Below are 24,438 nucleotides of genomic sequence, written 5' to 3'. Positions count from 1 at the left end.
TTTAACGACTGCTCAAACGCTGCGCTAGGGTACCTAAACGTTTACCCTGAGCGACGGCAATTCTCTGTTCGTCTTGTGATAGGCGGTGACTGTTTTGCGATACCTGACTGGCACCGTAAGGTGTGCCACCACGGGTGGTTGAGTGCAGTTCAGCAACATTATAGGGAACACCGACTAACAGCATTCCTTGATGGATCAAAGGCAGAGCCATAGAGAGCAGCGTACTCTCTTGACCGCCATGCAGTGAGTTGGATGAGGTGAACAGTGTTGCCGGTTTATCGATCAGCGAGCCAGACAGCCACTCTGACGTGGTCGTCTCGATAAATGCGCTTAACGCACTGGCCATATGACCAAACCGGGTTGGACTTCCTAATGCTAGGCCTGAGCACTCTCTTAAATCGTCCTGTGTGACATAGAGTGTCCCTTCACTATCTGCGAGGTCAGACGTTTCTGCAGCCGGAACGGTTCTTATTTGAGCGTTAATACCAGATTGTTCAATGCCCAGTGCGATCGATTCAGCCAGCGCACGGGTCGCGCCATGACGACTGTAGAATAGAACCAGTACGTACGGCGCAGACATATTACAGAATCTCTAATACTTGCTCAGGAGGGCGGCCAATGCGCGCCTTGTCACCGTTGATCACAACGGGACGCTCCATCAGTTTTGGGTACTCAACCATAGCGTCGATCAATGCATCAGCTGAGGACTCTTTAGTCAGACCGGCCAACTTGAACTCATCCTCTTTGGTGCGCACTAGGTCGATTGGTGTTACACCCAGTGCGGCAATCAATTGACGAAGCTCATCAGCGGATAGAGGCTCTTTTAAATACTCACGAACGGTGAGTTCAGCCCCTTGCTCTTCAACCAGTGCCAAAGTTTGACGTGATTTAGAGCAGCGAGGGTTGTGAAGAATAGTGATGCTCATTGAAATAGTTCCTTATTGGCCCAGTTTCGCGATCAGCGCGTCCACTGCGTTATCCAGTGGAAGATCCGAGGCTTCAGCATCACGTCGACCTTTGTACTCAAGTTGACCGGCTGCAATGCCTCGGTCTGAGATCACTAGGCGGTGTGGAATGCCTGTTAGCTCCATGTCGGCAAATTTAACCCCTGGGCGCTCTTTTCGGTCGTCTAGTAGTACATCAACACCTTTTGCCTTCAGTTCTGAGTAGAGTTTGTCCGATAGCGCTTTTACGTCATCAGATTTATCGTAGTTCAGTGGTACTAGAGCAACGGTGAAAGGTGCTAGAGATTCTGGCCAGATGATGCCGTTCTCATCGTGATTCTGCTCAATGGCAGCTGCAACGACACGAGTAACACCGATACCGTAACAACCCATGGTCATTGGCACCGCTTTGCCGTTTTCATCCAATACCGTTGCATTCATCGCTTCGGAGTACTTCAAGCCCAACTGGAAAATGTGTCCAACTTCGATACCGCGACGAATGTTCAGCGTACCTTTGCCGTCTGGACTTGGGTCGCCAACTTGCACGTTGCGAAGATCTGCAACGCGTGGGGTAGGAAGATCACGCTCCCAGTTAATTCCGAAGTAGTGTTTACCATCGATGTTAGCACCGGCACCAAAGTCAGACGCACAAGCCACTGCGCGATCAATAACGATCGGAATAGGAAGGTTGACTGGACCAAGGGAGCCAGGGCCGGCGCCCACAATTGCACGGATCTCTTCCTCAGTTGCCATGGTCAGAGGAGAGGCAACTTCAGGCTGCTTCTCCGCCTTAATCTCATTTAACTCATGGTCGCCACGAACCAGAAGGGCAACGATCTCTGAATCAACCTCGTCCGACGCTTTGACCATTAAGGTTTTAATCGTCTTCTCGATCGGTAGGTTGTGCTGTTCAACGAGCGCGGCAATGGTTTTAGCATCAGGCGTGTCAACCAAACGCATCTCTTCTGTAGGTGCATCCGGAGCGGCTTTAGGTGCGATTGCTTCCGCCATTTCAACATTGGCTGCGTAATCGCTGCTGTCAGAGAAGGCGATATCATCTTCACCAGAAGCGGCAAGAACGTGAAACTCATGAGAGCCGGTACCCCCAATAGAACCGTTATCGGCAATGACTGGACGGTAATCTAGGTTAAGGCGGTCGAAGATGCGAACGTAAGCATCAAAGTAGTCGTCGTACGTCTTCTGTAGTGACTCTTGGTTGATGTGGAAGGAGTAGCCATCCTTCATAACAAATTCACGTGAGCGCATTACACCGAAACGCGGACGAATCTCATCACGGAATTTGGTTTGAATTTGGTAAAAGTTAGCCGGTAGCTGTTTGTAACTCTTAAGCTGGTTGCGAACCAGATCGGTAATCACCTCTTCGTGAGTCGGTCCAACACAGAAATCACGCTGGTGACGATCTTTCAAACGGAGCAGTTCAGGTCCGTACTGTTCCCAGCGGCCTGACTCTTGCCACAATTCAGCCGGCTGAATCGCAGGCATCAGTAGCTCCTGAGCACCCGAAGCATCGAGCTCTTCGCGAATGATCTTTTCAACCTTGCGCAGTGTTTTAAGACCCATCGGTAGCCAGGTGTATAGGCCTGATGCCAGTTTGCGGATGAGGCCCGCACGAAGCATTAACTGATGACTGATAACCTCTGCATCAGCAGGAGTCTCTTTGACGGTCGCAATAAGAAATTGACTAGCACGCATGGTGAAATTGTTTCCAGCTCAAATAAAAAGAGCCCATAGTTTAAGGATGGGCTCTTTCGGCTACAAGTTTTAAAAACAATTATGCGGTTTCAGATACTAAATCTAGCTCTTCTAACATCGCTTCTAAGCGATCAATTTCCGTCTCATTAAAGACTGGGATGCCAGACTCAATGACCTCTTGCGCTGCAATACCAGCGCCAGACGCCTCTTTACCACTGAAGGCAGCGCCTGAGATGTCGCGATTACCACAGGCTGGGCTATCTGCTTTCATCAAAGCCGCAACGCACCCCTCTCGCTTTGCCAGTTCTGCTGTGAGCTCGGCGCCAAGAACAAACTGCGGAGTAACGTCTTCGCCTTCATCTGTGATGACTTCAACCGGAATACGACGAGCAATAGTGGCGTAGGGGCGAGGGACAGTGAGACCACCGGCGACCTCGGGACAGATCCTAACGAGGCGATCTTCGTTTTGTAGCCTCTCTAGCAGGGGGTGATTAATGAGGTTGTGACGTCCATCGTATCGAACGTTTTCGCCCAAAAGACAGGCGCTGATAAGCACTTTATTCATAAATGTGTGACCGTGTTTTTTTATTATTGTGTCGTAGATGTCGCTGTACGACGATTTAGTGGTTGGCGATCATACAGAAGTGGAAAGGGGAAGTCAGCCTGTGAGTCTCAATCAATGGTCTTACACAGGCTGTTAGGCTGTTTAAGCCTCTGGACGGGCGTCCACCATAAAGGTTGCTTCACCCGTTGCGATTACCTTGTCGCCAACATAAACGTTGGTGTCACAAAGGACACGACGACGGCGTTCATTGATCTCTTTAACGGTGATTTCTGCTCTCGCTGTTTGCCCGATAAAAAGGGGTGCCTTGAACTTAATCTGCTGATCAACATAGATCGCTCCAGGTCCAGGAAGTTTCGTACCGGCCACAGTAGAGATTAATGCCGCACTTAGCATGCCGTGGGCAATGCGCTGGCCGAATGGAGTTGTCGCCGCATACTCTTCGTTGATGTGTACAGGATTGGTGTCACCCGAAATGCCTGCAAAGCCATAGACATCTGCCTCAGAAATGGTCTTTGCAAAACTGTCGCTCATACCAACTTCAAGGTCTTCTAAGTAGTAGCCGTGTAAATTATCCATAAATCATCCTAAACAGTGTGGAATTGGGTTTTTGCAATAGGTTACTCACTTTTTCATGGGGTGCAAGAGAGGTTTCAAGATTCCCCAGTGGGGATAAATCAGGTATCTTTGCGTTTCGTTATATTGAATGGACTAAACTTTCTACCATGATCATTAAACCAAAAATTCGCGGTTTCATCTGCACAACAACTCACCCAACAGGCTGTGAAGCAAACGTTCGCGAGCAAATTGCGAAGACTCAAGCGCAAGGAACGATTGATGGTCCTAAGCGTGTACTTATTGTAGGTGCATCATCGGGTTATGGTTTGAGTTCACGTATAACAGCAGCCTTTGGTGCGGGTGCTTCTACCATTGGTGTCTTCTTTGAAAAAGAGGGAACCGAGAAGAAACCAGGTACCGCGGGTTGGTATAACTCGGCGAGTTTTGAAAAGCTGGCCCACGAAGCAGGGCTTTACGCTAAATCGATTAACGGCGACGCTTTCTCTCATGAAGCGAAAGCGAAAACCATTGAGATGATCAAAGAGGACTTAGGTCAAATTGATCTTGTGGTCTATTCGCTGGCGTCTCCTGTTCGTAAAATGCCAGACTCTGGTGAGGTGATTCGTTCTGCCTTGAAGCCGATCGGTGAGGTCTACCGTTCAACAGCGATCGATACTAACAAAGATGTCATCATCGAAGCGGAAGTCGAACCAGCCAATCAAGAAGAGATCGACGCAACCGTCAAAGTGATGGGCGGTCAGGATTGGGAGCTTTGGATCGAAGCTCTGGATGAAGCAGGCGTTTTGGCTGACGGTGCTAAAACCGTTGCTTACAGCTACATTGGTACCGATATCACTTGGCCGATCTACTGGCACGGTACCCTTGGTAAAGCGAAGCAGGATTTGGATCGTGCTGCCTCTGAATTGAATGCGCGCTTGTCGAAAAAGGGTGGTCAAGCAAACGTAGGGGTTCTTAAGTCCGTTGTGACACAGGCCTCGTCTGCTATTCCTGTGATGCCACTCTATCTAGCTATGGTGTTCAAAATCATGCGTGCTGAAGGTGTTCATGAAGGGTGCCAAGAGCAGATTGACCGACTATTCCGCACCGGTCTCTACGGTGACAGCTGCGAAATGGACGAAGGCAACCGCTTCCGTCTAGATGATTGGGAGCTTCGTGACAGTATTCAAACGGCGTGTAAAGCCCTATGGCCAGATGTCACTTCTGAAAATCTGTTTGAATTGACCGATTACCAACTCTACAAAGATGAGTTCTTGAAGCTGTTCGGCTTCGGTATTGACGGTGTTGATTACGACGCTGAAGTGGATACTTTGGTTCCGTTCAAGCCACTCGAATTGTCTTAATACAAGTCAACTCAAAAAAAACCGGCTATGTGCCGGTTTTTTATTGTCAGTTGCTACAGGTGATCGTAAAGCCCATAGAGTGCGTATGGATTTTTCTGATTTCAGTCTTGGTGCACTCACATAAGATTGGCTACACTGTCACCATCAAACATTTAGAGCGTTTTTTAGATGAAATACAAAGGCTTTCCAAAATTTTCTCATAGCCAGAAAGATAAAATCGGCGTCCTTGTGACCAATCTGGGTACACCGGATGCACCGACTCCCAAAGCGCTTAAACGCTACCTTAAGGAGTTTCTTTGGGATCCTCGTGTCGTGGAAGTTCCGCGTCCAATTTGGTGGATGGTTCTCAATCTTATCATCTTAAATATACGCCCGAAGCGTTCTGCTGAAGCCTACTCAACCGTGTGGACGGACGAAGGCTCACCGCTTCTTACTCATACTAAAAATCAGACAGAAGCTATCCGTAACCATTTTGAATCGCTGTATGGCGATCGCGTCGTGGTTGATTTTGCGATGCGTTATGGCAATCCATCGATTGAATCAGTGCTAGATCGCATGCAAGAAGCGGGTGTTCGAAAGTTAGTAGTGTTGCCACTCTATCCGCAATACAGCGCTTCAACGACCGCTTCTACCTTTGATGCGGTAGCGAGTGATTTTCAAAAACGCCGTCTGATTCCAGATTTCCGTTTTATTCAGCAGTACGCTGATGAACCTGCTTACATTGAGGCGGTAGCAGAGAAGATCCAAGCTCATTGGGCTGAGCATGGGCGAGCGGATAAACTCATTCTCTCTTATCATGGTGTACCAAAACGATACCTTTTAAATGGCGATCCGTACCACTGTCAGTGTCATAAAACGACACGACTGATTGCCGATCGTTTGGGGTTAGAAGAGGGGGAGTACATGACCTGCTTCCAGTCTCGATTTGGTCGCGAAGAGTGGTTGAAGCCATATACTGATGAGACGCTTAAATCCCTACCTGGCCAGGGTGTGAAATCTGTTCAGGTGGTCTGCCCTGGGTTTTCGTCTGATTGTCTTGAGACCATTGAAGAGATCGGTGAAGAGAACCGCGAATATTTCGAAGAGGCGGGTGGTGAGCGTTATGAATACATTGAAGCGCTAAACTCTGATGCATCACACATTAACATGCTGTGTGGATTGATTGATCGTGAACTTCAAGGGTGGATCTCCAAACCTGAAGATGATTATCAATTACGAGCATCCGAAGCCAAAGCTAAAGGCGCGGAACAGTAGAGTTTGTTCTGCGCTAAAAAGCACTTTGCCTAGTGAATACTTTAGGCCACAATAGAATCTAATCTATTGGATCAGGAGGTCTGTGATGTCTGCTACGAAACCGCACCCTAAATTTCTTGAAGCGATGAGTCAGTTGTCACAGATGGACGAAGATGAGCGATTATCAGAGGCGAACAAAGAGCTGTTTGATCAAGCGATCAAGTACGCCCCACTCGATATTCAGCCTCAATTGATTGCGATTCAGAAAAAGTACGAAACCCCACTGCACTGATCGCTCGTTTATTGATCACTCCAATGCGACAGCTGGGACTTTAACCTCTCAATTTTAGCTTCAGCTCGATCCTCTCTAATTTTCGGTGGCGTATCAGTTGTGCGTCGCCCACCGTAAGACTGAACGGTCACTTGCCCATGTTTGACCTCGCTGGCGCGTTTAACACTGTTAGCGCGTCGATCAAAAGGTGAAGTACGACGTTCGGGGCCTTCATAGGCATCATGAATCGCCTGTCGCCACCAGTCATAAGCCGCATCATAAGAGACCAGTAGTTCGCTGGCGCGCTCTCCAGAGGGGAATTCCCAAAAGTAACGTATCTTTCCTTCTACAAGGTCACGAATAAGATAAGCGTCTTTGAGCTGGTTGAGCAGTGTCATGTTTAGTCCGTTAAATGGATTGTCTGGAATCTTTTCATAAGAGTAGACTATAAATCTGTGTTCTTAAACGGAAGTCTTTCAGATAAGTAAGATTTTTGTGATGACAGATAGTCCCGCTCCTCATCAACGAAGTTAGCGATCGCTTTGTGAAATTCTGGGTGATTAACCCAATGTACAGAGTGAGTAAATATAGGTTCAAAACCGCGCTTAATCTTATGTTCTCCCTGTGCACCTGAGTCAAAGCGCTTGAGCTGTCGTGCAATGCAGTAGTCGATCCCCTGGTAGTAGCAGGTCTCGAAGTGCAGCGCGTCATACTCTTCATAACAGCCCCAATAGCGACCATAGAGCGTACTGCTGTCATGGAAGGATAGGGCGCCCGCAACGATTTTTCCGTCAAGTTGTGCAAAGACAAACAGCATCTGCTCGGGCATGGTGTGCACTAATTCGGTAAAGAAACTCTCATTTAGGTAGGGCTCACGTCCCCGTTTAAGGTAGGTGAGTGAGTAGAGTTCGTAAAACTGCTGAAGTTGATCTTGGGTAATATCTGAACCTGAGAGGTGAATGAATTTAAACGCCTCGGTTTTTTCGCGCTCTTTACGCAGCTCTTTGCGTTTTCGAGAAGTGAGCCCTTCTAGGAAGTGGTTAAAGTCACGATAATCTCTATTAAACCACTGATACTGCAGTCCGCTTCTGATTAACAAATCCCTAGGCAGAGCGCTTTTTATCGATGAGTCGTTTGGAAAGAGAAGGTGCCAGCTCTCTAATTTGTACTCGCTAGCAAAGGTTTTAATCGCTTGGGATATTCTCTGTAGAGACTCTTCAGCTTTCAGTTTACCTACCCATCTCGGGCCGGTTGATGGCGTAAAAGGGACTGCGCTTAGAAGCTTTGGATAGTAGTTTAAGCCGGATTGATGGAAAGCGTTTGCCCAACTCTGATCAAAAACATACTCACCCCAAGAGTGGTATTTAATATAGAGAGGGAGATAGATAATCGTCTCACCCTCCTCAATTAATTCTAAGTGACAGGGTTGCCAACCCTGTTCCGTCGAAACAGACCCTGAATGTTCCATCGCGGCCAAGAATTCATGACGCAGAAAGGGATAGTCGGAATCCTTAAGTTCATTCCAACGATGCTTATCAATACTATTAATGGATTGATGAGTCCTAATTTCCATCTGCTTGGTCTATATTTAAGAAAAGGTTAGGTCGTTACGAGGAGTATATAGAAATGGATGAACTAGAACTCGAATTTCAGTTAGATGCTCAACTTGCTGCGGATACGATTAAGTTGGGTGATTTCCCGCTCTCTTCGGTTTTGCTGATGAATGATAGCCAATATCCTTGGCTGATTCTTGTACCTCGTCGTGCGGGTATGACAGAGATCTACCATCTCAGTGCAGAGGATCAACAGCAGATGCTGCTGGAGACCAGTGCACTGGCTCAAGCGTTATCCGATATCTTCGCGGCCAAAAAGATGAATGTTGCGAATCTAGGTAACATGGTTTCCCAATTGCATATACATGTTATCGCCCGGTTAGAGAGTGATCCTGCTTGGCCAGGACCAGTCTGGGGGAAAGTGCCAGCACAGCCTTACAGCTCAGATGAGCTAGCCTCTGTCAAAGAGCGTTTGGATGCCTTGTTAACCGGTGAAGTTGAGTTTAGAGCGGTATAATCAGCGTTTGACAGGTTGAAAACCAGTTACCGCTCTTCGTAGATAGTTTGACGTCCCAAAGGTGACAGGCCTTAAGCCTGTCACCCGCTCTAGAATCCACAAGATACTCTTTGAAATACCAAAAATTGCCCTGTAATAGCCTGTTAATTCAGGTATAATTCCCGCCTTTCGGCCATAGGCCTAACCATTTTAGTTAATACTCGTTTCAGCGGGTTTTAGTAGATAGGACAGCAGAGTTATGCGCAGCCACTATTGCGGCGATCTTCGTGAAGAACATATTGGACAAGAAATTACCCTGGCAGGTTGGGTGCACCGTCGTCGTGACCACGGTGGCGTAATCTTCCTAGATCTTCGTGATCGTGAGGGTTTGACACAGGTTGTGTTTGATCCAGATCGCGAAGAGAGTTTCGCGTTGGCGGATATCTGCCGTAACGAGTTCGTAGTTGAGGTTAAAGGCCTTGTTCGTGCTCGGCCAGAGGGTACTACCAACCCGGATATGCCAACGGGTGCTATCGAGGTGCTGGGTAAAGAGCTGATCATCCTGAACAAGGCTGAAACTCCTCCTTTTCAGTTGGATGAGCACCAGCAAGTTGGTGAAGATGTTCGTCTTCGTCACCGCTACGTCGATCTCCGCCGTCCAGAGATTCAAGAGAAGCTTCGTTTCCGCTCTAAAGTGACTCACCAGGTTCGTGCTTACCTTGAAGATCAAGGTTTCCTAGATATCGAAACGCCGATTCTGACTCGTGCTACACCAGAGGGTGCACGTGACTACCTAGTCCCAAGCCGTACTCATGAAGGTAGCTTCTTCGCACTGCCTCAGTCACCACAGCTGTTTAAACAACTGCTGATGGTCTCTGGCTTTGATCGCTACTACCAAATTGCTAAGTGTTTCCGTGATGAAGACCTGCGTGCTGATCGTCAGCCAGAGTTCACTCAGATCGATATCGAGACCTCATTCCTTGATGAGCACGAGGTGATGGCAATCACTGAAAATATGATCCGTGGCCTGTTCAAAGATCAATTGAACATCGATCTAGGCGAGTTCCCGCACATGCCATACTCTGAGGCGATGCAGCGTTTTGGTTCTGATAAGCCAGACCTGCGTATTCCTATGGAATTGGTTGATGTTGCAGACCTTGTCGCAACTGTCGACTTTAAAGTGTTTGCTGGCCCAGCAACGGATCCAAAAGGTCGCGTCGCGGCTCTTAAAGTACCGGGCGGTTCAGAGCTGACTCGTAAGCAGATTGATGAGTACACTAAGTTCGTATCAATCTACGGTGCGAAAGGTTTGGCGTGGATTAAAGTGAATGATCTAGCGGCTGGCGCTGAAGGCCTTCAGTCTCCAATTGTTAAGTTCTTGGGTGCAGAGATTGCGCTGCAGATTATGGAGCGCCTTGAAGCGAAAGATGGTGATCTTGTCTTCTTCGGTGCGGATAAAGCCAACATCGTTAACGAAGCCTTGGGTGCACTGCGTATCAAAGTGGGTGAAGACCTTAACATGCTTGAGCGTGAGTGGGCGCCACTATGGGTTGTCGACTTCCCAATGTTCGAAGAGAACTCTGATGGCAGCATGACAGCGCTTCACCACCCATTCACAGCACCGAGCTGTTCACCAGAAGAGTTGATTGCTCAGCCTGAAGGTCAATTGTCACGTGCTTACGATATGGTTCTGAACGGTTGTGAGCTTGGTGGTGGTTCGGTTCGTATCCACGACCAAGAGATGCAGAAAGCGGTCTTCAAAGTACTGGGTATCAGTGATGAAGAGGCGGACGAGAAGTTTGGCTTCCTATTGAACGCGCTTAAGTTCGGTGCGCCACCACATGCGGGTCTGGCGTTCGGTCTTGATCGCTTGATTATGCTGATGACAGGTTCTACTTCGATTCGTGAAGTGATCGCCTTCCCTAAAACTCAGTCAGCGGCTTGTCCAATGACTGAAGCACCGGGAGAAGTGAGCGCGGCTCAACTGCGTGATCTAAACATCAAGTTGCGTAAAACACCTTAATCGAGTGTTTGATTAAAAAAAACCGGCGGTAAGCCGGTTTTTTTGTGTCTTGCGATTGCTGATAAAGCGGCTGACAGGCTGAAAGCCAGTCACCGCCACTCCGAAGCCAGAAAAATGCTCCGGTGACTGGCTTTAGCCTGTCAACCGCTGTCTGTTTAAGGTATTGGTCTCAATCACAACTACTGTTAGTATATACAGCATTAAAACAATCACTACGACAGGCGACCGATGCTGATATTGGGAATCGACCCAGGTTCAAGAATTACCGGATACGGCATCATCAATGCTCAGGGTAATAAGGCTGAGTACGTTGCCAGTGGTTGTATCAAAATCGCGGATGCGACCCTTCCTGATAAGTTAAATCAAGTCTTTAGCGGTGTCTCTGAACTGATTGAGCGCTACCAGCCTCAAGAGTGTGCGATAGAGCAGGTCTTTATGTCTCGTAACGCTGACTCTGCGCTTAAGTTAGGGCAGGCACGAGGGGCCGCTATCGTAGCGGCCGTCAATCGGGGTGTAGAGGTTCATGAATATGCGGCACGCCTGGTGAAGCAGGCAGTAGCTGGAACTGGCGCTGCGGATAAGGGGCAGGTCCAGATGATGGTGCAGCGTATTTTGTCACTTCCGGGGTTGCCACAGGTCGATGCGGCTGATGGGCTGGCCATCGCACTCTGTCATGCCTATACCCGTCAAGGCTTAATAGCGACAGCGGGAACTCGTCGTTCAGTAAAAGGGCGATGGAGATTGTAAGTGCTTTCGAATAATATCAATGCGTTACTTTATTGAGGTCAGATTGTGATAGGTCGTTTAACAGGTGAATTGGTAGAGAAGTCACCTCCAGAGTTGCTGATAGATGTTTCCGGTGTCGGTTATGAACTGGAAGCGTCCATGAATACCTTCTACAAATTGCCGGACGTCGGCACCTTTGTAACGCTGTATACACACTTCGTTGTGCGTGAAGATGCACAGCTTCTTTATGGATTTGCCGACAAAAACGAACGCACTCTGTTTCGAACCCTGATCAAGGTGAATGGGGTGGGGCCTAAGTTGGCGTTGACCATTCTTTCGGGTATCTCCGTCCAAGAGTTCATTCGAACGGTTCAGCATGAGGACAGTACAGCCCTGGTACGTCTGCCCGGTGTCGGTAAAAAAACCGCTGAGCGTTTAATCATCGAGATGAAGGATAAGCTGGATCGACTTGAGCTACCGACCCGTGTTGAAGCGGAACTGAGTGATTTTGCAATGCCCATCGTGGATGCGAAGCCTACCGTCGATTACAGAGCAGATGCAGAGACGGCACTGGTCGCATTGGGTTATAAACCGCTGCAAGCAACTAAGGCGATTGAAAAAGCGGTCACCGAATTGGGTGAGACGGCCGATACAGAATCGTTGATTCGTCAGGCACTTAAGATGATGGTGGCAAGCTAAGATGCAGATTGAACCTGATCGTTTTATATCGCCGGTTAAGACACCCAATGAAGAGGTGCATGATCGCGCGGTTCGCCCTAAGACACTTCAAGACTATGAAGGTCAGCCGCAAGTTCGAGAGCAGATGGAGATCTTCATCCATGCCGCTCGCAAGCGTAATGAAGCACTGGATCATACTCTGATCTTTGGCCCGCCAGGATTGGGTAAAACCACACTGGCCAATATTATTGCCAATGAGATGGGCAGTGAAATTAAAACCACCTCTGGCCCTGTTTTAGAGAAAGCGGGTGATATTGCAGCTCTTCTGACCAATCTTGAGCCGGGAGATGTGCTCTTCATAGACGAGATTCATCGACTCAGTGCCAGTGTCGAAGAGGTACTCTATCCCGCGATGGAGGACTACCAGCTCGATATCATGATCGGTGAAGGCCCAGCTGCACGATCGATCAAACTGGAACTGCCCCCCTTTACGTTAGTCGGTGCTACGACACGTGCCGGCTTATTGACGTCACCACTGCGTGATCGTTTCGGTATTGTGCAGCGGTTAGAGTTCTATTCGATTTCCGATCTGACCAATATTGTCATGCGAACGGCACGTTTAAGTGGTTCTGAAATCGATGAGGGTGGTGCGCACGAGATTGCACGTCGTTCTCGCGGTACTCCTCGTATTGCCAACCGGCTCCTGCGCCGTGCACGTGACTTCTCTGAAGTGAAAGGGGATGGGCGTATCACCGAAGAGATGGCTGATCTGGCATTGAATATGCTCAATGTCGATCAACATGGTTTTGATCACATGGACCGTCGAATGCTGCTCGCCATGCTAGAAAAGTTTGGTGGTGGTCCTGTTGGTGTGGACAGTCTTGCGGCAGCCATTAGCGAAGAGCGTGACACCATCGAAGACGTTCTCGAGCCCTATTTGATTCAGCAAGGTTTTGTCATGCGCACGCCAAGAGGGCGGGTGCTAACCGACCATGCTTACCGATACTTTGGTGTCGATAAGCCTGAAGGAAACTAGTTTATTATGGCGTTTCAGTGGCCTGTCAGAGTCTACATAGAAGATACCGATTTTGGCGGTATTGTTTACTACGTTAATTATCTAAAATTTATGGAGCGTGCTCGGACGGAGTTGTTGCGTTCGGCGGGTTGGTCGCAGCACGAACTGTCACAGCAAAATTTGATTTTTGTGGTTGGTTCGGTGGAGGCGCAATATTTAGCGCCGGCTAGGCTTGATGATTCGTTAATTGTCAGAACAACCGTCAAAAAACCGCAAGGTGCACGTGTTAAATTTCTGCAAGCTGTTGTTAAGGAGGGATCTGATAGAGTCCTCTGCCAAGCAGAAGTTGAAGTGATATCCGTCACTGGAGCCATGCGTCCGAAACGCTGGCCAAAAGAGTTAATTACATCAATCACCCAAGCGCATCCGGAAGCTTGGGATTAACAGGAGTTGAGTGTGGAAGATCAGCTGTCGATTTGGAGTCTCGTATTTGGTGCGAGTTTCGTCGTCCAGTTAGTTATGTTGTCGCTTTTGGCGGCTTCGTTTTTATCTTGGGTTGTTATCTTTCAACGTCGCCGCGTCATTAGCGGTGCACAAAAAGCGTTTAAAGCATTTGAAGAGCGTTTTTGGTCGGGTGCTGATTTAGGTCAGCTCTACCGCGAAGCCAATGCTGAACCTAATTCAGAGAGCGGAGCTGAAAATATTTTCCGTGCTGGACTCAAAGAATTTACACGTCTGACACAGCAGTCAAATGCTGATCCGGATATGGTGATGAACGGTGTGCAGCGAGCCATGCGTGTCGCAATGGCACGTGAAGAGGAGAAGCTCGAAGCGCACCTTCCTTTCCTTGCAACGGTGGGTTCTACCAGCCCCTATGTCGGTCTGTTTGGAACCGTGTGGGGTATCATGAATGCGTTTCGTGGTCTGGCTAACGTTCAGCAGGCGACCCTTGCCTCGGTAGCGCCGGGTATTTCAGAAGCCTTGGTCGCGACGGCTATAGGTCTGTTTGCGGCGATTCCGGCCGTGGTGGCCTACAACCGTTACTCAGCATCGGTGGATTCTCTGTTGAACAGTTACGAAACCTTTGCCGATGAGTTCTCTAGCATTCTTTACCGTCGCGTTCATGCTCGTTAAGGGTAAAAGATGATTAGGCGTCAGCGCACAAAGCGCAAATTGAATGCAGAGATTAACGTCGTACCCTATATCGATGTGACCTTGGTTCTGCTGATTATCTTTATGGTGACAGCTCCTATGTTGACTCAAGGCGTTGATGTGGAACTCCCGAAAGCCTCCTCTGAGCCTGTAGAGACTCAAGATGAAGAGCCATTGATCGTGACGGTTGATGCAGAAGGACTTTACTACATCAATTTGGGTGAAGATGAGACGGTTCCTAAAAGTGCCGAACAGATAGCGGGTCAGATCAGGCAGATACTCTCGGTTAACCCTGGAAAAATGATGTTGGTTCGAGGTGATCGTCAAGCGAGCTATGATCAGGTGGTTCAGTTAATGGTGCTGTTACAGGGTGCTGGAGCTGAACGAGTCGGTTTGGTGACGGAGTAGATCCTTGTTCGATCGTAGTTATCTTCTGCCAACCCTTTTTGCTGCACTGGTTCATGCACTGGTGTTGGTGGTTATTTCAGGGGTTTGGATCGGTCAAGAGGTGGATCGTAAAGCGCAGCCGCGACATATCGAGGCTCGAATGGTCGATCTTTCGCCTCTGGCTGAAAAGAAAGCCGCTGAAGAGAAATTGATGAAAGATAAAGCAGCTGCAGAGGCTGCGAAGAAAAAAGCCGCGGAACGAGCCAAGAAAGCCAAATCCGATGAGGCAAAGCGCAAGAAAGCAGCGGACGCTAAACGTAAAGAGGATGCTAAAAAAGCCGCTGATAAGAAAAAAGCCGATGACGCTAAGCGCAAAAAAGCGGCTGAAGAGAAAAAGAGAGCAGAGGCTGAACGTAAAGCTGCAGAGCGTAAAAAAGCTGAAGCGGCTAAGAAAAAAGCTGATGCAGAGGCTAAAAAAGCCAAATTAAAAGCCGCTGAAGAGGCTAAGAAAAAGGCGGAAGCTAAGAAGCGTCAAGCGGAAGAGGCTAAACGCAAAGCTGCAGAAGAGGCCAAACGAAAAGCGGATGCAGAGCGTAAAGCCCAGGAGCAGGCTGAAGCAAAACGTCGCGAAGAGCTGGCAAGGCAGCGTGCCGCAGCAGCTGAAAGAGCAGCACAAACGGTCGCTGATGTAGGTGCCTACATTCGAACGCTAACAGAAGATAACTGGCGTCTGCCCTCTACAGCACGTAACGGGATGACAGCGACCGTGCGGATTCACTTCTTCCCATCGGGTGAAGTGGATCTGGCAGAGATTATTAAAAGCAGTGGTGACATGGCTTACGATCGATCAGTACTTCAGGCGATTGAGCGTGTAGGGCAGTATGAGTTGATTGCAAGCGTCGACCCGATTACGTTTGAGCGTAATTTGCGTAGAGTGTTAATTGAATTTAGACCTGAGGGATTGAGATGGTAAATCTTAACCAATTTAAAAGCCTGATATTTGTTCTGTTGTGGGCGCCACTAATCGTTAAAGCTGAATTGGTTGTCGAAGTGACACAGGGTCTTTCTGAGCCAACACCGGTAGCGGTTGTCCCTTTTAAGTGGACAGGGCAGGGTGCGCTCCCAGAAGATGTGGCGCAGATTGTCGATCAAGATCTATCACGTTCAGGTCTATTCACTACTTTACCAAGATCAGCGATGTTAAGCCTGCCTTCTGAGCGCAGCCAGGTCTTCTTCCGTGATTGGCGAATGACGAAGAGTGACTTCCTTGTGGTCGGTAAAATCGAGCCGATCTCCGCGACACGCGTCAGCCTTCGCTATGAACTTTATGATGTTCTTAAAGAGGAGAACATCATGATCCAGCCTTTAGAGAGTGACATTAACCAACTTAGAGATGCGGCTCACTTTATTGCGGATCAGATCTATCAGGCACTGACAGGCAATCGTGGTGCTTTTTCAACTCGCATCGTCTACGTCACCGCTGAACAGTTGACCAGTCAAACCTCTCGCTACCGTCTTGAGATGGCTGACTGGGATGGCAACCGTCCGCGTGTAATTTTAGAGTCACGCGAACCGATCATGTCACCGAGCTGGTCCGCGGATGGCAAGAAGATCGCTTACGTTTCGTTTGAAACGGGTCGTCCATCAATCTATGTTCAGTACCTGGCAACCGGGAAACGCGAACGAATCCAATCATTCTCCGGCTTGAATGGTGCGCCGGCTTGGTCACCTGATGGCAATAAGCTAGCACTGGTGCTCTCTAAAGACGGTAATGCCGAGATCTATGTGTTGGATGTGACCTCGGGTCAGTTGCAACGAGTGACTAATCACTATGGGATCGATACCGAGCCAAGCTGGGCGCCCGATGGTGAGTCGCTCTTCTTCACCTCTGACCGAGGAGGGTCGCCACAGATCTATCGTCTATTCTTGGCGACACGTCAAATGACTCGAGTAACCTACGAAGGAAACTACAACGCCCGTGCCAGCATGACCCCTGACGGTCGCTTCCTAGCGTTGATTCACCGCTCAGGTGGGTCAGGTAATCGCTTCTCTGTTGCGGTATTGGATCTAAAGACTGATCGACTCGATATTCTGACAGAGACCGGTTTGGAAGAGTCTCCCACCATTGCGCCTAATGCCAGCGTAGTCCTTTATGCAACGCAAGAGGGTAATCAAGGTGTGCTATCAGCAGTCTCTTTGGATGGTCAGGTACGATTTAGAATGCCGAATACTCGTGGTGATGTTCGCGCTCCTGCATGGAGTCCCTACCTTTATTAATGTTGGTAGTATAATTCCACATAACCGGACAGGTTATTCCTGTCCGTCATAAACACCCCCGCCTTCGGTTTTAAAAAGCATCTATATAACAAACCGTTAACTGTTTATTCAAAATTAGTTAGCTGTTTGTCCTGTAAATTAACTACATAATCACTGAAAGCCCCTCTCCCTCTGTAGCGGCAATAAACCTCTGTCAGGTATAATTTGCGCGATTTTGGGAAAGGTCCGTCTGTACGATTGAGCTTCAAAAGAGCGAGATGGTTTCAGTACGAGGCTTTAAAAATTTTTAGCGGATTGGAATAAAGCGAATGATCAAGATCAGAAAGGGTCTAGATCTGCCTATCACAGGTGCACCAGAACAGAAGGTATCCCCTTCAGCTGATGTTAAAACTGTGGCGCTTCTAGGAGCCGATTACGTTGGTCTAAAACCAACAATGATGGTTCGGGAAGGGGATCGAGTAAAACTCGGTCAGGTGATCTTTACTGATAAGAAGAATGATGGCGTTCAATTCACAGCTCCTGGTGCAGGGGTTGTTACTGCGATTAATCGCGGTGAACGTCGAGTGCTACAGTCAGTCGTCATTGAATTGGATTCAGACGAAGACGCAGTTGAGTTTTCTAGTTACGCAGCTTCTGAGCTTGCCTCTTTGGAAGAGTCTCAGGTTCGTGAAAACCTAATTGCTTCAGGGTTGTGGGCTTCTCTAAGAACTCGTCCTTTCGGTAAGGTACCAGCAGTCGATGCGGTACCAAGTTCGATCTTTGTGACTGCGATGGACACCAATCCATTAGCGATGGACCCTAGCGTTGTTCTAAGTGCCGAAAAAGAGGCGTTTGAACAGGGTCTAACCGTTCTGACTCGCATCCAAGCCAACAACGTTTATCTCTGTGCAGCTCCAGGTACAGAGCTACCTTCCGTATCTGGTGTTACAACAGAAACCTTTGAAGGTACTCACCCTGCCGGCAACGTAGGTACACACATTCACTTCCTTGATCCTGTTCACCGTAACAAGCAGGTATGGTACTTGGGTTACCAAGATGTGATCGCGATCGGTAAGTTATTTACAACGGGTCGTTTGAGCACTGAGCGTTACCTATCTTTAGCGGGTCCCCAAGTTGAGGTGCCTACGCTGCTTAAAACACGTGTTGGTGCGTCACTTGATGAGTTGACGGCTGGTCAGCTTAAAGCTGGCGATAACCGTGTGATCAATGGCTCTGTTTGGAATGGTGCTAAAGCGTCTGGTCCAACCGCTTACCTTGCGCGTTACGCCAACCAGGTAAGCGTTCTTCGTGAAGGCACAGAACGTGAATTCATGGGTTGGGTAGCACCAGGCACAGAGAAATTCTCTGTGATGAACATGTTTGTATCTATGTTCAAGCCGGGTAAAAAGTTTGCCTTTACTACAACAACAAACGGTTCAGAACGTGCCATGGTTCCTACTGGTCAGTTTGAACGTTTGATGCCCCTAGATATTCTTCCAACTCAACTGCTTCGTTCACTGGTTGTCGGCGATATCGCTGTTGCTATGGACCTTGGTTGTCTTGAGCTGGAAGAGGAAGATCTGGCGCTCTGTACTTTTGCCTGCCCAGGTAAATATGAGTACGGCGAGATCCTTCGTGACAACCTTTCTCGTATAGAGAAAGAAGCCTAAGGAGGAGAAGATTATGAGCTTACGTGGTTTTTTTGATTCTTTAGAACCTCACTTCCACAAAGGTGGTAAGTACGAGAACTGGTACGCACTCTACGAAGCGGTAGATACCATTTTCTACACGCCAGGTGCCGTGACTAAGACAGCCTCACACGTTCGTGATGCGGTTGACCTAAAACGTATGATGATCCTGGTTTGGATGTGTACCTTCCCTGCGGTATTTGCTGGCCTGTACAATGTTGGCTTCCAAGCAAACAGCGCAATGGAAGTGCTTGGCCTGACCGAAGCGGAAGGCTGGCGGGGTGCTGTAATTTCTGCTCTTGCAGGTTACGACGCAACAAGCGCCTGGGATAACATCCTACATGGTGCCATGTACTGGCTACCCATCTATGCAACGACCTTTATTGTAGGTGGCTTCTGGGAAGTCCTATTTGCAATGAAGCGTGGCCATGAAGTGAACGAAGGTTTCTTCGTAACTTCGATCCTTTTCTCACTGATTCTTCCTCCGACTGTTCCGCTATGGCAGGTCGCACTGGGCATCAGCTTTGGTGTTGTTATCGGTAAAGAGGTGTTCGGTGGTACTGGTAAAAACTTCCTTAACCCAGCACTGACAGGCCGTGCATTCCTATTCTTTGCTTACCCAGCACAGATGTCAGGTGATGCGATCTGGACCGCAGTTGATGGCTTCTCAGGTGCAACACCGCTTGGTCTAGCCGCTGCCGGTGGTATCGAGGGCGTTCTTGCTGCAAACGTGACTTGGATGGATGCTTTCCTAGGCTCGATTCAAGGTTCAGTGGGTGAAACCTCAACATTGGCGATCATGATTGGTGGTGCAGTGTTGCTGTTTGCTCGTGTTGCCGCGTGGCGAATTGTTGCCGGTGTTTTCCTCGGCATGGTTGCGACCACGTTACTGTTCAATGCGATCGGTTCTGAAACCAATCCAATGTTCAGCGTTCCTTTCTACTGGCATCTTGTTATGGGTGGATTCGCGTTCGGTATGTTCTTTATGGCGACCGACCCAGTTTCTGGCTCAATGACGGATAAAGGTAAGTGGGTTTTTGGTGCTCTAATCGGCGTGATGGTTGTTCTTATCCGCGTGGTTAACCCAGCATTTCCAGAAGGTATGATGCTCGCGATCCTATTCGCGAACCTCTTTGCGCCGCTCATCGATAATTTCGTGGTGCAAGCGAACATCAAACGGAGGATCGCACGTAATGTCGGCTAATAACGATACGATTAGCAAAACGGTTACGGTAACCGTTCTGCTATGTGTAATCTGTTCGGTAGTGGTGTCAGCAGCAGCTGTCATCCTTAAACCCAAACAGGTTGCTAACAAAGATCTTGACCGTAAGACAAACATTCTTGCGGCAGCGGGTCTTCTTCAACCAGGCAAATCGGTTGATGAGCTGTTCGCACAGATCACAACCAAAGTTGTTGATATGGAAACAGGCAAGTTCACTGATGCAGTAGACGGTGCTAAGTTCGATATCCAGAAGGCGGCTAAAGACCCTGCGCTATCAAAATCACTGTCGCGTGAAGATGATAAAGCGTCGATCAAGCGTCAGCCTAACTTCATGCCAGTCTACGTTGTAGAAGGCAATAACGGTGCACTGGATAAGATCATCCTGCCTGTTCACGGATACGGTCTTTGGTCAACGCTGTACGGCTTCCTAGCATTGGAAGGTGATCTAAATACAGTGGTCGGTCTAGGCTTCTACTCACACGCAGAGACTCCGGGTCTTGGTGGTGAGGTGGACAACCCAGCTTGGAAAGCGATCTGGCCGGGCAAAAAAGTCTACGCCAATGACATGCAGAAGCCAGAGCTTCAGCTGATCAAAGGTAAGGTTGATTCATCGACAGTTAACGCTGAGTACAAAGTTGACGGCCTTTCAGGTGCAACGTTGACGGGTAACGGTGTCACTAACCTTGTTCAATTCTGGATGGGCAAAAACGGCTACGCTCCGTTCTTGGCTAACCTTCGTGCAGGAGACGCTTAATCATGGCTAAGTCAAAAGAGATCTTGACGACCCCTATCTTTAAGGACAACCCAATTGCACTGCAAATCTTGGGTGTATGTTCTGCACTAGCGGTTACGTCAAACATGGCAACGGCACTGGTTATGTCGTTGGCTGTTATTGTGGTTACCGCATTCTCGAACATGTTCGTGTCGATTATTCGTAACCATATCCCGGGTAACATCCGTATCATCGTTCAGATGACGATCATTGCATCCTTGGTAATCGTTGTTGACCAGTTCCTGAAAGCCTACGCTTACGATATCTCTAAGCAGCTTTCGGTATTCGTTGGTTTGATCATCACTAACTGTATCGTAATGGGTCGTGCAGAAGCCTTCGCGATGAAGAACCCACCACTACCAAGCTTCTTAGATGGTATTGGTAACGGTCTTGGTTACGGCGCTGTATTGATGTTTGTCGGTTTCTTCCGCGAACTCTTTGGTGCCGGTTCACTGTTCGGTATCGAGATTCTTCCGCTAGTCACTAATGGTGGTTGGTACCAGAGCAACGGTCTATTGTTGCTTCCTCCAAGTGCCTTCTTCCTAATCGGTATCTTCATCTGGATCATCCGCTCTTGGGATCCAAAACAAGTTGAGGCGCCAGATTTTGAAATGGCGGCTAACACTAAAGGAGGTTCTCACTGATGGAACAGATGATCAGTCTTGCCGTTAAGGCGATCTTCGTTGAGAACATGGCTCTCGCATTCTTCTTGGGAATGTGTACCTTCTTGGCGATCTCTAAGAAGGTTCAAACAGCCTTTGGTTTAGGTGTAGCCGTTATCGTTGTATTGGCGATTACGACTCCAGTAAACAACCTGATCTTCAACCTATTGCTTCGTGAAGGGGCATTGGCTTGGGCGGGTTACCCAGAAGTTGACCTTAGCTTCCTAGGTTACATCTCTTACATCGGCGTTATCGCTGCGATCGTTCAGATCCTAGAGATGTTCCTAGATAAATTCGTTCCAGCGCTTTACAACGCGTTGGGTGTCTTCCTACCACTGATCACAGTTAACTGTGCAATCATGGGTGCTGCGCTGTTCATGGTTGAGCGTGACTACACCTTTGGTGAGAGTGTTGTTTACGGCACGAGCGCAGGTATCGGTTGGGCACTTGCGATCACAGCCTTGGCTGGTATTCGTGAGAAGCTGAAGTACTCAGATGTACCAGAGGGTCTGCGTGGTCTAGGTATCACCTTCATCACTGTCGGTCTGATGTCGCTAGGCTTCATGTCATTCTCTGGCGTGTCTCTGTAACTGGTCTACTAGGAGAGGAATGAATTAGCTATGAATGCAGAAATCATCCTAGGCGTGGTGATGTTTACAGTCGTGGTACTGGCACTGGTTGCTATTATCTTGGCTGCCCGCGCTAAGCTGGTTAGCTCCGGCAATGTAACAATTGAAATTAACGGTGATCCTGAAAAAACAATCACAGTGCCTGCAGGCGGTAAATTGCTGCAGACTCTAGCGGACAAGGGTGTATTCCTTGCCTCTGCTTGTGGTGGTGGCGGTACCTGTGCCCAGTGTAAGTGTGAAGTTCATGAAGGTGGCGGTTCTATGTTGCCTACTGAAGAGTCACACTTCACAATGCGTGAAGCAAAAGAGGGCTGGCGTCTAAGCTGTCAGGTGCCTGTTAAACAGGACATGAAGATTCATGTTGAAGATGATGTCTTCGGCGTTAAGAAGTGGACCTGTACGGTTGACTCTAACCCGAACGTCGCAACCTTCATCAAAGAGCTGACCCTGCGTCTGCCTGAAGGCGAGAACGTCGACTTCCGTGCAGGGGGTTACGTTCAGCTAGAGTGTCCACCACACACCGTAAACTACAAAGACTTCGCAATCGAGGAAGAGTACCACCCAGATTGGGATAAGTTCGATATCTGGCGTTACGTCTCTAAAGTCGACGAAACAACGATTCGTGCTTACTCTATGGCGAACTACCCTGAAGAGCGCGGTGTGGTTAAGTTTAATATCCGTATTGCAACGCCACCTCCAGGTCGTGACGATGTGCCACCAGGCATCATGTCATCGTACGTATTTAGCCTGAAACCAGGTGATACGATTGATGTTTACGGTCCATTCGGTGAGTTCTTCGCTCGCGAGACTGACAATGAGATGGTCTTCATCGGTGGTGGTGCAGGTATGGCGCCGATGCGCTCACACATCTTTGATCAGCTTAAGCGTCTAAACTCTAAGCGTAAGATCTCTTTCTGGTATGGTGCACGTTCTGTTCGTGAAGCCTTCTACACAGAAGAGTTCGACAAGTTGGCTGAAGAGAATGAAAACTTCGAATGGCACCTAGCTCTGTCTGATCCACTTCCAGAAGATAACTGGGAAGGTCTGACTGGCTTCATCCATAACGTCCTTCTAGAGAACTACTTGAAGGATCATGAAGCGCCAGAAGATTGTGAGTACTACATGTGTGGACCACCAATGATGAACGCAGCGGTGATCGACATGCTACTCAACCTAGGTGTTGAACGTGAGAACATCATGCTTGACGACTTCGGTGGCTAATAGATGATTTCAGGTTTTCAAAGCCTTATTAAATGGCCGGTAGCTATGCTACTGGCCGTTTTTGTTCTAACGGGCTGTAACTTTTTTGAAAATGAGAAGGTGGTTGGCATTGATGGTCAAACCATGGGCACTACCTTCAGTATGCGCTGGGTTGACCTTAATGAAGATCGAATCAACGATATTCGCAATCGTGCCGGTAAGGTTCTAGCAACCGTTAATCAGCAGATGTCGACCTACATTCCTAATAGTGAACTCTCGACCTTTAATAAGCTTCCTGCAGGCAGTGAGATGGAAGTCTCAGACGCGCTGGCAGCGGTTGTAGAGCAGTCATTGACGATCAGTGAACGATCCGGCGGGGCGTTTGATGTCACAGTGGGTCCGTTGGTTAACCTTTGGGGCTTTGGGCCCAATGGCCGTATCGAAAAGGCACCTACCGAGGCAGAGATCGCTTCGTTGAAGGAACGTATTGGTTACCAAAAAGTCGAGGTTTTAAAAGACCCCACTCGTTTGCGAAAATTAGGACAGCAGTATGTTGATCTGTCGGCCATCGCTAAAGGCTACGGCGTTGATCAACTGGCTGAGACTCTCGAAGCCGAAGGTATTTACAACTATTTGGTTGAGATCGGCGGTGAGCTTCGCGCTAAAGGCTTGAAGCCAGATGGTTCACACTGGCGCATTGCCATTGAGTCACCGGCATCGATGGAGCGCAGTATCGGACGAATCATTAATGTTAAGGATACGGCGATTGCTACATCCGGTGATTACCGAAACTACTTTGAGGAAGGCGGTATCCGTTTTTCGCACACCATTAATCCTGAGACGGGTAAACCGATTACTCACCGCTTAGCGTCAGTAACCGTATTAACGCCGACCTGTGCTGAGGCGGATGCATTAGCAACGACCCTGATGGTCATGGGCGAAAACAGAGGCTTTGAGTTCGCCAAAGAAGAGGGGATAGCAGCCTACTTCTTATATAAGTCAGAGCAGGGTGATACATTTATCGAACAGGCAACAGCAGAGTTTGAAGCCTTTGTTCAAGAAGGAGAGTAAGCCATGGAAATTATGGTCATTACATTTATTGTTCTACTGGTTGTCATCGTTGGTATGTCAGTAGGCGTGATCTTCTCGAATAAGCCAATTAAGGGCTCTTGTGGTGGCATGAGTGCACTTGGCATGGATACCGTTTGTGATATCTGTGGCGGTCGTCCCGAAGATTGTGATGGCGAGCAAGACGCGGTCCAAAAGAAAGAGATTAATAAAGACGATCTAGCTTACGAAGTTAAGTAGATCGATCGACGATAACGACAAGGAAAGTT

The 24,438-nt window shown here is 48.5% G+C and carries 28 protein-coding genes; 21 read left to right on the top strand and 7 right to left on the bottom strand.

Translation table 11 applies throughout. The annotated features are described in order from the left end of the window. Position 1: 1 nt before the first annotated feature. The 5 genes from wrbA to XMD530_RS10385 all read right to left on the bottom strand — a co-directional run bounded on the left by wrbA (position 2) and on the right by XMD530_RS10385 (position 3,798). Positions 2–580 carry an NAD(P)H:quinone oxidoreductase gene (wrbA, locus tag XMD530_RS10405; protein ID WP_173507119.1) on the bottom strand — a complete coding sequence of 193 codons (579 nt, stop codon included), beginning with the start codon at positions 578–580 and terminating at the stop codon, positions 2–4. A 1-nt stretch (position 581) separates the two neighbouring features. Further along, entirely contained in the window at positions 582–926 is a 345-nt protein-coding gene (gene arsC, locus XMD530_RS10400; RefSeq protein ID WP_173482098.1) for an arsenate reductase (glutaredoxin), read from the bottom strand. A gap of 12 nt (positions 927–938) precedes the next feature. Then, positions 939–2,657, bottom strand: coding sequence for a proline--tRNA ligase (locus XMD530_RS10395; protein WP_173482097.1), 1,719 nt, complete (start codon positions 2,655–2,657; stop codon positions 939–941). Between the two features lie 79 nt (positions 2,658–2,736). Beyond that, complete coding sequence (locus XMD530_RS10390) at positions 2,737–3,222, bottom strand: DUF523 domain-containing protein (protein WP_173482096.1); 486 nt, start codon at positions 3,220–3,222, stop codon at positions 2,737–2,739. Between the two features lie 141 nt (positions 3,223–3,363). After that, a complete protein-coding gene (locus tag XMD530_RS10385; RefSeq protein WP_173483480.1) occupies positions 3,364–3,798 on the bottom strand; it encodes a MaoC family dehydratase in 435 nt (144 codons plus the stop codon). A 146-nt stretch (positions 3,799–3,944) separates the two neighbouring features. On the opposite strand from XMD530_RS10385, the gene fabV reads away from it, so the two are divergent. The 3 genes from fabV (at position 3,945) to XMD530_RS10370 (ending at position 6,663) form a co-directional block, all read left to right on the top strand. Beyond that, positions 3,945–5,138, top strand: coding sequence for an enoyl-ACP reductase FabV (gene fabV, locus XMD530_RS10380; RefSeq protein WP_173482094.1), 1,194 nt, complete (start codon positions 3,945–3,947; stop codon positions 5,136–5,138). A gap of 168 nt (positions 5,139–5,306) precedes the next feature. Continuing rightward, positions 5,307–6,392 (top strand): ferrochelatase, encoded by a 1,086-nt coding sequence (hemH, locus tag XMD530_RS10375; protein ID WP_173482093.1) that lies wholly within the window; start codon positions 5,307–5,309, stop codon positions 6,390–6,392. Between the two features lie 85 nt (positions 6,393–6,477). After that, positions 6,478–6,663 carry a hypothetical protein gene (locus tag XMD530_RS10370; RefSeq protein ID WP_173482092.1) on the top strand — a complete coding sequence of 62 codons (186 nt, stop codon included), beginning with the start codon at positions 6,478–6,480 and terminating at the stop codon, positions 6,661–6,663. An 8-nt stretch (positions 6,664–6,671) separates the two neighbouring features. Here the strand turns inward: XMD530_RS10370 and XMD530_RS10365 are convergent, their stop codons facing one another. Continuing rightward, entirely contained in the window at positions 6,672–7,040 is a 369-nt protein-coding gene (locus XMD530_RS10365) for a hypothetical protein (protein WP_173482091.1), read from the bottom strand. Positions 7,041–7,087: 47 nt separating this feature from the next. Continuing rightward, positions 7,088–8,215: a GNAT family N-acetyltransferase gene (locus tag XMD530_RS10360; RefSeq protein ID WP_173482090.1), complete on the bottom strand. Its 1,128-nt coding sequence runs from the start codon at positions 8,213–8,215 to the stop codon at positions 7,088–7,090. Positions 8,216–8,268: 53 nt separating this feature from the next. Here XMD530_RS10360 and XMD530_RS10355 point away from each other — a divergent pair, with 53 nt between their 5' ends. The 18 genes from XMD530_RS10355 (at position 8,269) to nqrM (ending at position 24,409) form a co-directional block, all read left to right on the top strand. Beyond that, positions 8,269–8,712, top strand: coding sequence for an HIT domain-containing protein (locus XMD530_RS10355; RefSeq protein ID WP_173482089.1), 444 nt, complete (start codon positions 8,269–8,271; stop codon positions 8,710–8,712). Between the two features lie 238 nt (positions 8,713–8,950). Then, positions 8,951–10,714, top strand: a complete 1,764-nt coding sequence (aspS, locus tag XMD530_RS10350) for an aspartate--tRNA ligase (RefSeq protein ID WP_173507118.1) — start codon at positions 8,951–8,953, stop codon at positions 10,712–10,714. A 228-nt stretch (positions 10,715–10,942) separates the two neighbouring features. Continuing rightward, a complete protein-coding gene (gene ruvC / locus XMD530_RS10345; protein WP_173482087.1) occupies positions 10,943–11,461 on the top strand; it encodes a crossover junction endodeoxyribonuclease RuvC in 519 nt (172 codons plus the stop codon). A gap of 45 nt (positions 11,462–11,506) precedes the next feature. Next, positions 11,507–12,139 (top strand): Holliday junction branch migration protein RuvA, encoded by a 633-nt coding sequence (gene ruvA / locus XMD530_RS10340; protein ID WP_173482086.1) that lies wholly within the window; start codon positions 11,507–11,509, stop codon positions 12,137–12,139. Between the two features lies 1 nt (position 12,140). Further along, entirely contained in the window at positions 12,141–13,154 is a 1,014-nt protein-coding gene (ruvB, locus tag XMD530_RS10335) for a Holliday junction branch migration DNA helicase RuvB (protein ID WP_173507117.1), read from the top strand. 6 nt (positions 13,155–13,160) lie between these two features. Next, entirely contained in the window at positions 13,161–13,577 is a 417-nt protein-coding gene (gene ybgC / locus XMD530_RS10330) for a tol-pal system-associated acyl-CoA thioesterase (RefSeq protein ID WP_173482084.1), read from the top strand. 12 nt (positions 13,578–13,589) lie between these two features. Next, positions 13,590–14,267: a protein TolQ gene (gene tolQ / locus XMD530_RS10325; RefSeq protein ID WP_173482083.1), complete on the top strand. Its 678-nt coding sequence runs from the start codon at positions 13,590–13,592 to the stop codon at positions 14,265–14,267. 9 nt (positions 14,268–14,276) lie between these two features. Beyond that, positions 14,277–14,693, top strand: a complete 417-nt coding sequence (tolR, locus tag XMD530_RS10320; protein ID WP_173482082.1) for a protein TolR — start codon at positions 14,277–14,279, stop codon at positions 14,691–14,693. Positions 14,694–14,697: 4 nt separating this feature from the next. Then, on the top strand, positions 14,698–15,645 hold the full coding sequence (gene tolA, locus XMD530_RS10315; RefSeq protein WP_173507116.1) for a cell envelope integrity protein TolA: 948 nt from the start codon (positions 14,698–14,700) through the stop codon (positions 15,643–15,645). Beyond that, positions 15,639–16,949 (top strand): Tol-Pal system beta propeller repeat protein TolB, encoded by a 1,311-nt coding sequence (gene tolB / locus XMD530_RS10310; protein ID WP_173482080.1) that lies wholly within the window; start codon positions 15,639–15,641, stop codon positions 16,947–16,949. The genes tolA and tolB overlap by 7 nt, the downstream gene beginning before the upstream one ends. A 308-nt stretch (positions 16,950–17,257) precedes the next feature. Further along, entirely contained in the window at positions 17,258–18,598 is a 1,341-nt protein-coding gene (locus tag XMD530_RS10305) for a Na(+)-translocating NADH-quinone reductase subunit A (RefSeq protein ID WP_173482079.1), read from the top strand. Between the two features lie 13 nt (positions 18,599–18,611). Beyond that, positions 18,612–19,820, top strand: a complete 1,209-nt coding sequence (locus XMD530_RS10300) for an NADH:ubiquinone reductase (Na(+)-transporting) subunit B (RefSeq protein ID WP_173482078.1) — start codon at positions 18,612–18,614, stop codon at positions 19,818–19,820. Further along, complete coding sequence (locus XMD530_RS10295; protein WP_173483483.1) at positions 19,810–20,592, top strand: Na(+)-translocating NADH-quinone reductase subunit C; 783 nt, start codon at positions 19,810–19,812, stop codon at positions 20,590–20,592. Before XMD530_RS10300 ends, XMD530_RS10295 begins: the two co-directional genes overlap by 11 nt. Positions 20,593–20,594: 2 nt before the next feature. Then, entirely contained in the window at positions 20,595–21,254 is a 660-nt protein-coding gene (locus XMD530_RS10290; RefSeq protein ID WP_173482076.1) for an NADH:ubiquinone reductase (Na(+)-transporting) subunit D, read from the top strand. Further along, positions 21,254–21,862, top strand: a complete 609-nt coding sequence (gene nqrE / locus XMD530_RS10285; protein ID WP_173482075.1) for an NADH:ubiquinone reductase (Na(+)-transporting) subunit E — start codon at positions 21,254–21,256, stop codon at positions 21,860–21,862. The genes XMD530_RS10290 and nqrE overlap by 1 nt, the downstream gene beginning before the upstream one ends. Before the next feature lie 30 nt (positions 21,863–21,892). After that, positions 21,893–23,122, top strand: coding sequence for an NADH:ubiquinone reductase (Na(+)-transporting) subunit F (gene nqrF, locus XMD530_RS10280; RefSeq protein ID WP_173482074.1), 1,230 nt, complete (start codon positions 21,893–21,895; stop codon positions 23,120–23,122). 3 nt (positions 23,123–23,125) lie between these two features. Then, entirely contained in the window at positions 23,126–24,172 is a 1,047-nt protein-coding gene (locus XMD530_RS10275; protein WP_173484066.1) for an FAD:protein FMN transferase, read from the top strand. Between the two features lie 3 nt (positions 24,173–24,175). Beyond that, entirely contained in the window at positions 24,176–24,409 is a 234-nt protein-coding gene (gene nqrM / locus XMD530_RS10270; protein WP_173482072.1) for a (Na+)-NQR maturation NqrM, read from the top strand. Positions 24,410–24,438: the final 29 nt, after the last annotated feature.

Source organism: Marinobacterium sp. xm-d-530, assembly GCF_013283365.1.
In the GTDB taxonomy this organism is placed as follows: domain Bacteria; phylum Pseudomonadota; class Gammaproteobacteria; order Pseudomonadales; family Balneatricaceae; genus Marinobacterium_E.
The sequence above is the reverse complement of the archived record's forward strand: the minus strand, read 5'-3'. Positions and strand labels throughout refer to the sequence as shown.

Coding starts and splice junctions, on each gene's coding strand:
- XMD530_RS10295 (WP_173483483.1), top strand. CDS start 19,810: ATGTCGGCTAATAACGATACGATTAGCAAAACGGTTACGGTAACCGTT.
- nqrE (WP_173482075.1), top strand. CDS start 21,254: ATGGAACAGATGATCAGTCTTGCCGTTAAGGCGATCTTCGTTGAGAAC.
- ybgC (WP_173482084.1), top strand. CDS start 13,161: ATGGCGTTTCAGTGGCCTGTCAGAGTCTACATAGAAGATACCGATTTT.
- XMD530_RS10360 (WP_173482090.1), bottom strand. CDS start 8,215: ATGGAAATTAGGACTCATCAATCCATTAATAGTATTGATAAGCATCGT.
- XMD530_RS10365 (WP_173482091.1), bottom strand. CDS start 7,040: ATGACACTGCTCAACCAGCTCAAAGACGCTTATCTTATTCGTGACCTT.
- tolR (WP_173482082.1), top strand. CDS start 14,277: ATGATTAGGCGTCAGCGCACAAAGCGCAAATTGAATGCAGAGATTAAC.
- hemH (WP_173482093.1), top strand. CDS start 5,307: ATGAAATACAAAGGCTTTCCAAAATTTTCTCATAGCCAGAAAGATAAA.
- XMD530_RS10355 (WP_173482089.1), top strand. CDS start 8,269: ATGGATGAACTAGAACTCGAATTTCAGTTAGATGCTCAACTTGCTGCG.
- XMD530_RS10275 (WP_173484066.1), top strand. CDS start 23,126: ATGATTTCAGGTTTTCAAAGCCTTATTAAATGGCCGGTAGCTATGCTA.
- aspS (WP_173507118.1), top strand. CDS start 8,951: ATGCGCAGCCACTATTGCGGCGATCTTCGTGAAGAACATATTGGACAA.
- nqrM (WP_173482072.1), top strand. CDS start 24,176: ATGGAAATTATGGTCATTACATTTATTGTTCTACTGGTTGTCATCGTT.
- XMD530_RS10300 (WP_173482078.1), top strand. CDS start 18,612: ATGAGCTTACGTGGTTTTTTTGATTCTTTAGAACCTCACTTCCACAAA.
- XMD530_RS10305 (WP_173482079.1), top strand. CDS start 17,258: ATGATCAAGATCAGAAAGGGTCTAGATCTGCCTATCACAGGTGCACCA.
- fabV (WP_173482094.1), top strand. CDS start 3,945: ATGATCATTAAACCAAAAATTCGCGGTTTCATCTGCACAACAACTCAC.
- arsC (WP_173482098.1), bottom strand. CDS start 926: ATGAGCATCACTATTCTTCACAACCCTCGCTGCTCTAAATCACGTCAA.
- XMD530_RS10385 (WP_173483480.1), bottom strand. CDS start 3,798: ATGGATAATTTACACGGCTACTACTTAGAAGACCTTGAAGTTGGTATG.
- XMD530_RS10290 (WP_173482076.1), top strand. CDS start 20,595: ATGGCTAAGTCAAAAGAGATCTTGACGACCCCTATCTTTAAGGACAAC.
- ruvC (WP_173482087.1), top strand. CDS start 10,943: ATGCTGATATTGGGAATCGACCCAGGTTCAAGAATTACCGGATACGGC.
- XMD530_RS10370 (WP_173482092.1), top strand. CDS start 6,478: ATGTCTGCTACGAAACCGCACCCTAAATTTCTTGAAGCGATGAGTCAG.
- ruvB (WP_173507117.1), top strand. CDS start 12,141: ATGCAGATTGAACCTGATCGTTTTATATCGCCGGTTAAGACACCCAAT.
- XMD530_RS10395 (WP_173482097.1), bottom strand. CDS start 2,657: ATGCGTGCTAGTCAATTTCTTATTGCGACCGTCAAAGAGACTCCTGCT.
- nqrF (WP_173482074.1), top strand. CDS start 21,893: ATGAATGCAGAAATCATCCTAGGCGTGGTGATGTTTACAGTCGTGGTA.
- wrbA (WP_173507119.1), bottom strand. CDS start 580: ATGTCTGCGCCGTACGTACTGGTTCTATTCTACAGTCGTCATGGCGCG.
- tolB (WP_173482080.1), top strand. CDS start 15,639: ATGGTAAATCTTAACCAATTTAAAAGCCTGATATTTGTTCTGTTGTGG.
- XMD530_RS10390 (WP_173482096.1), bottom strand. CDS start 3,222: ATGAATAAAGTGCTTATCAGCGCCTGTCTTTTGGGCGAAAACGTTCGA.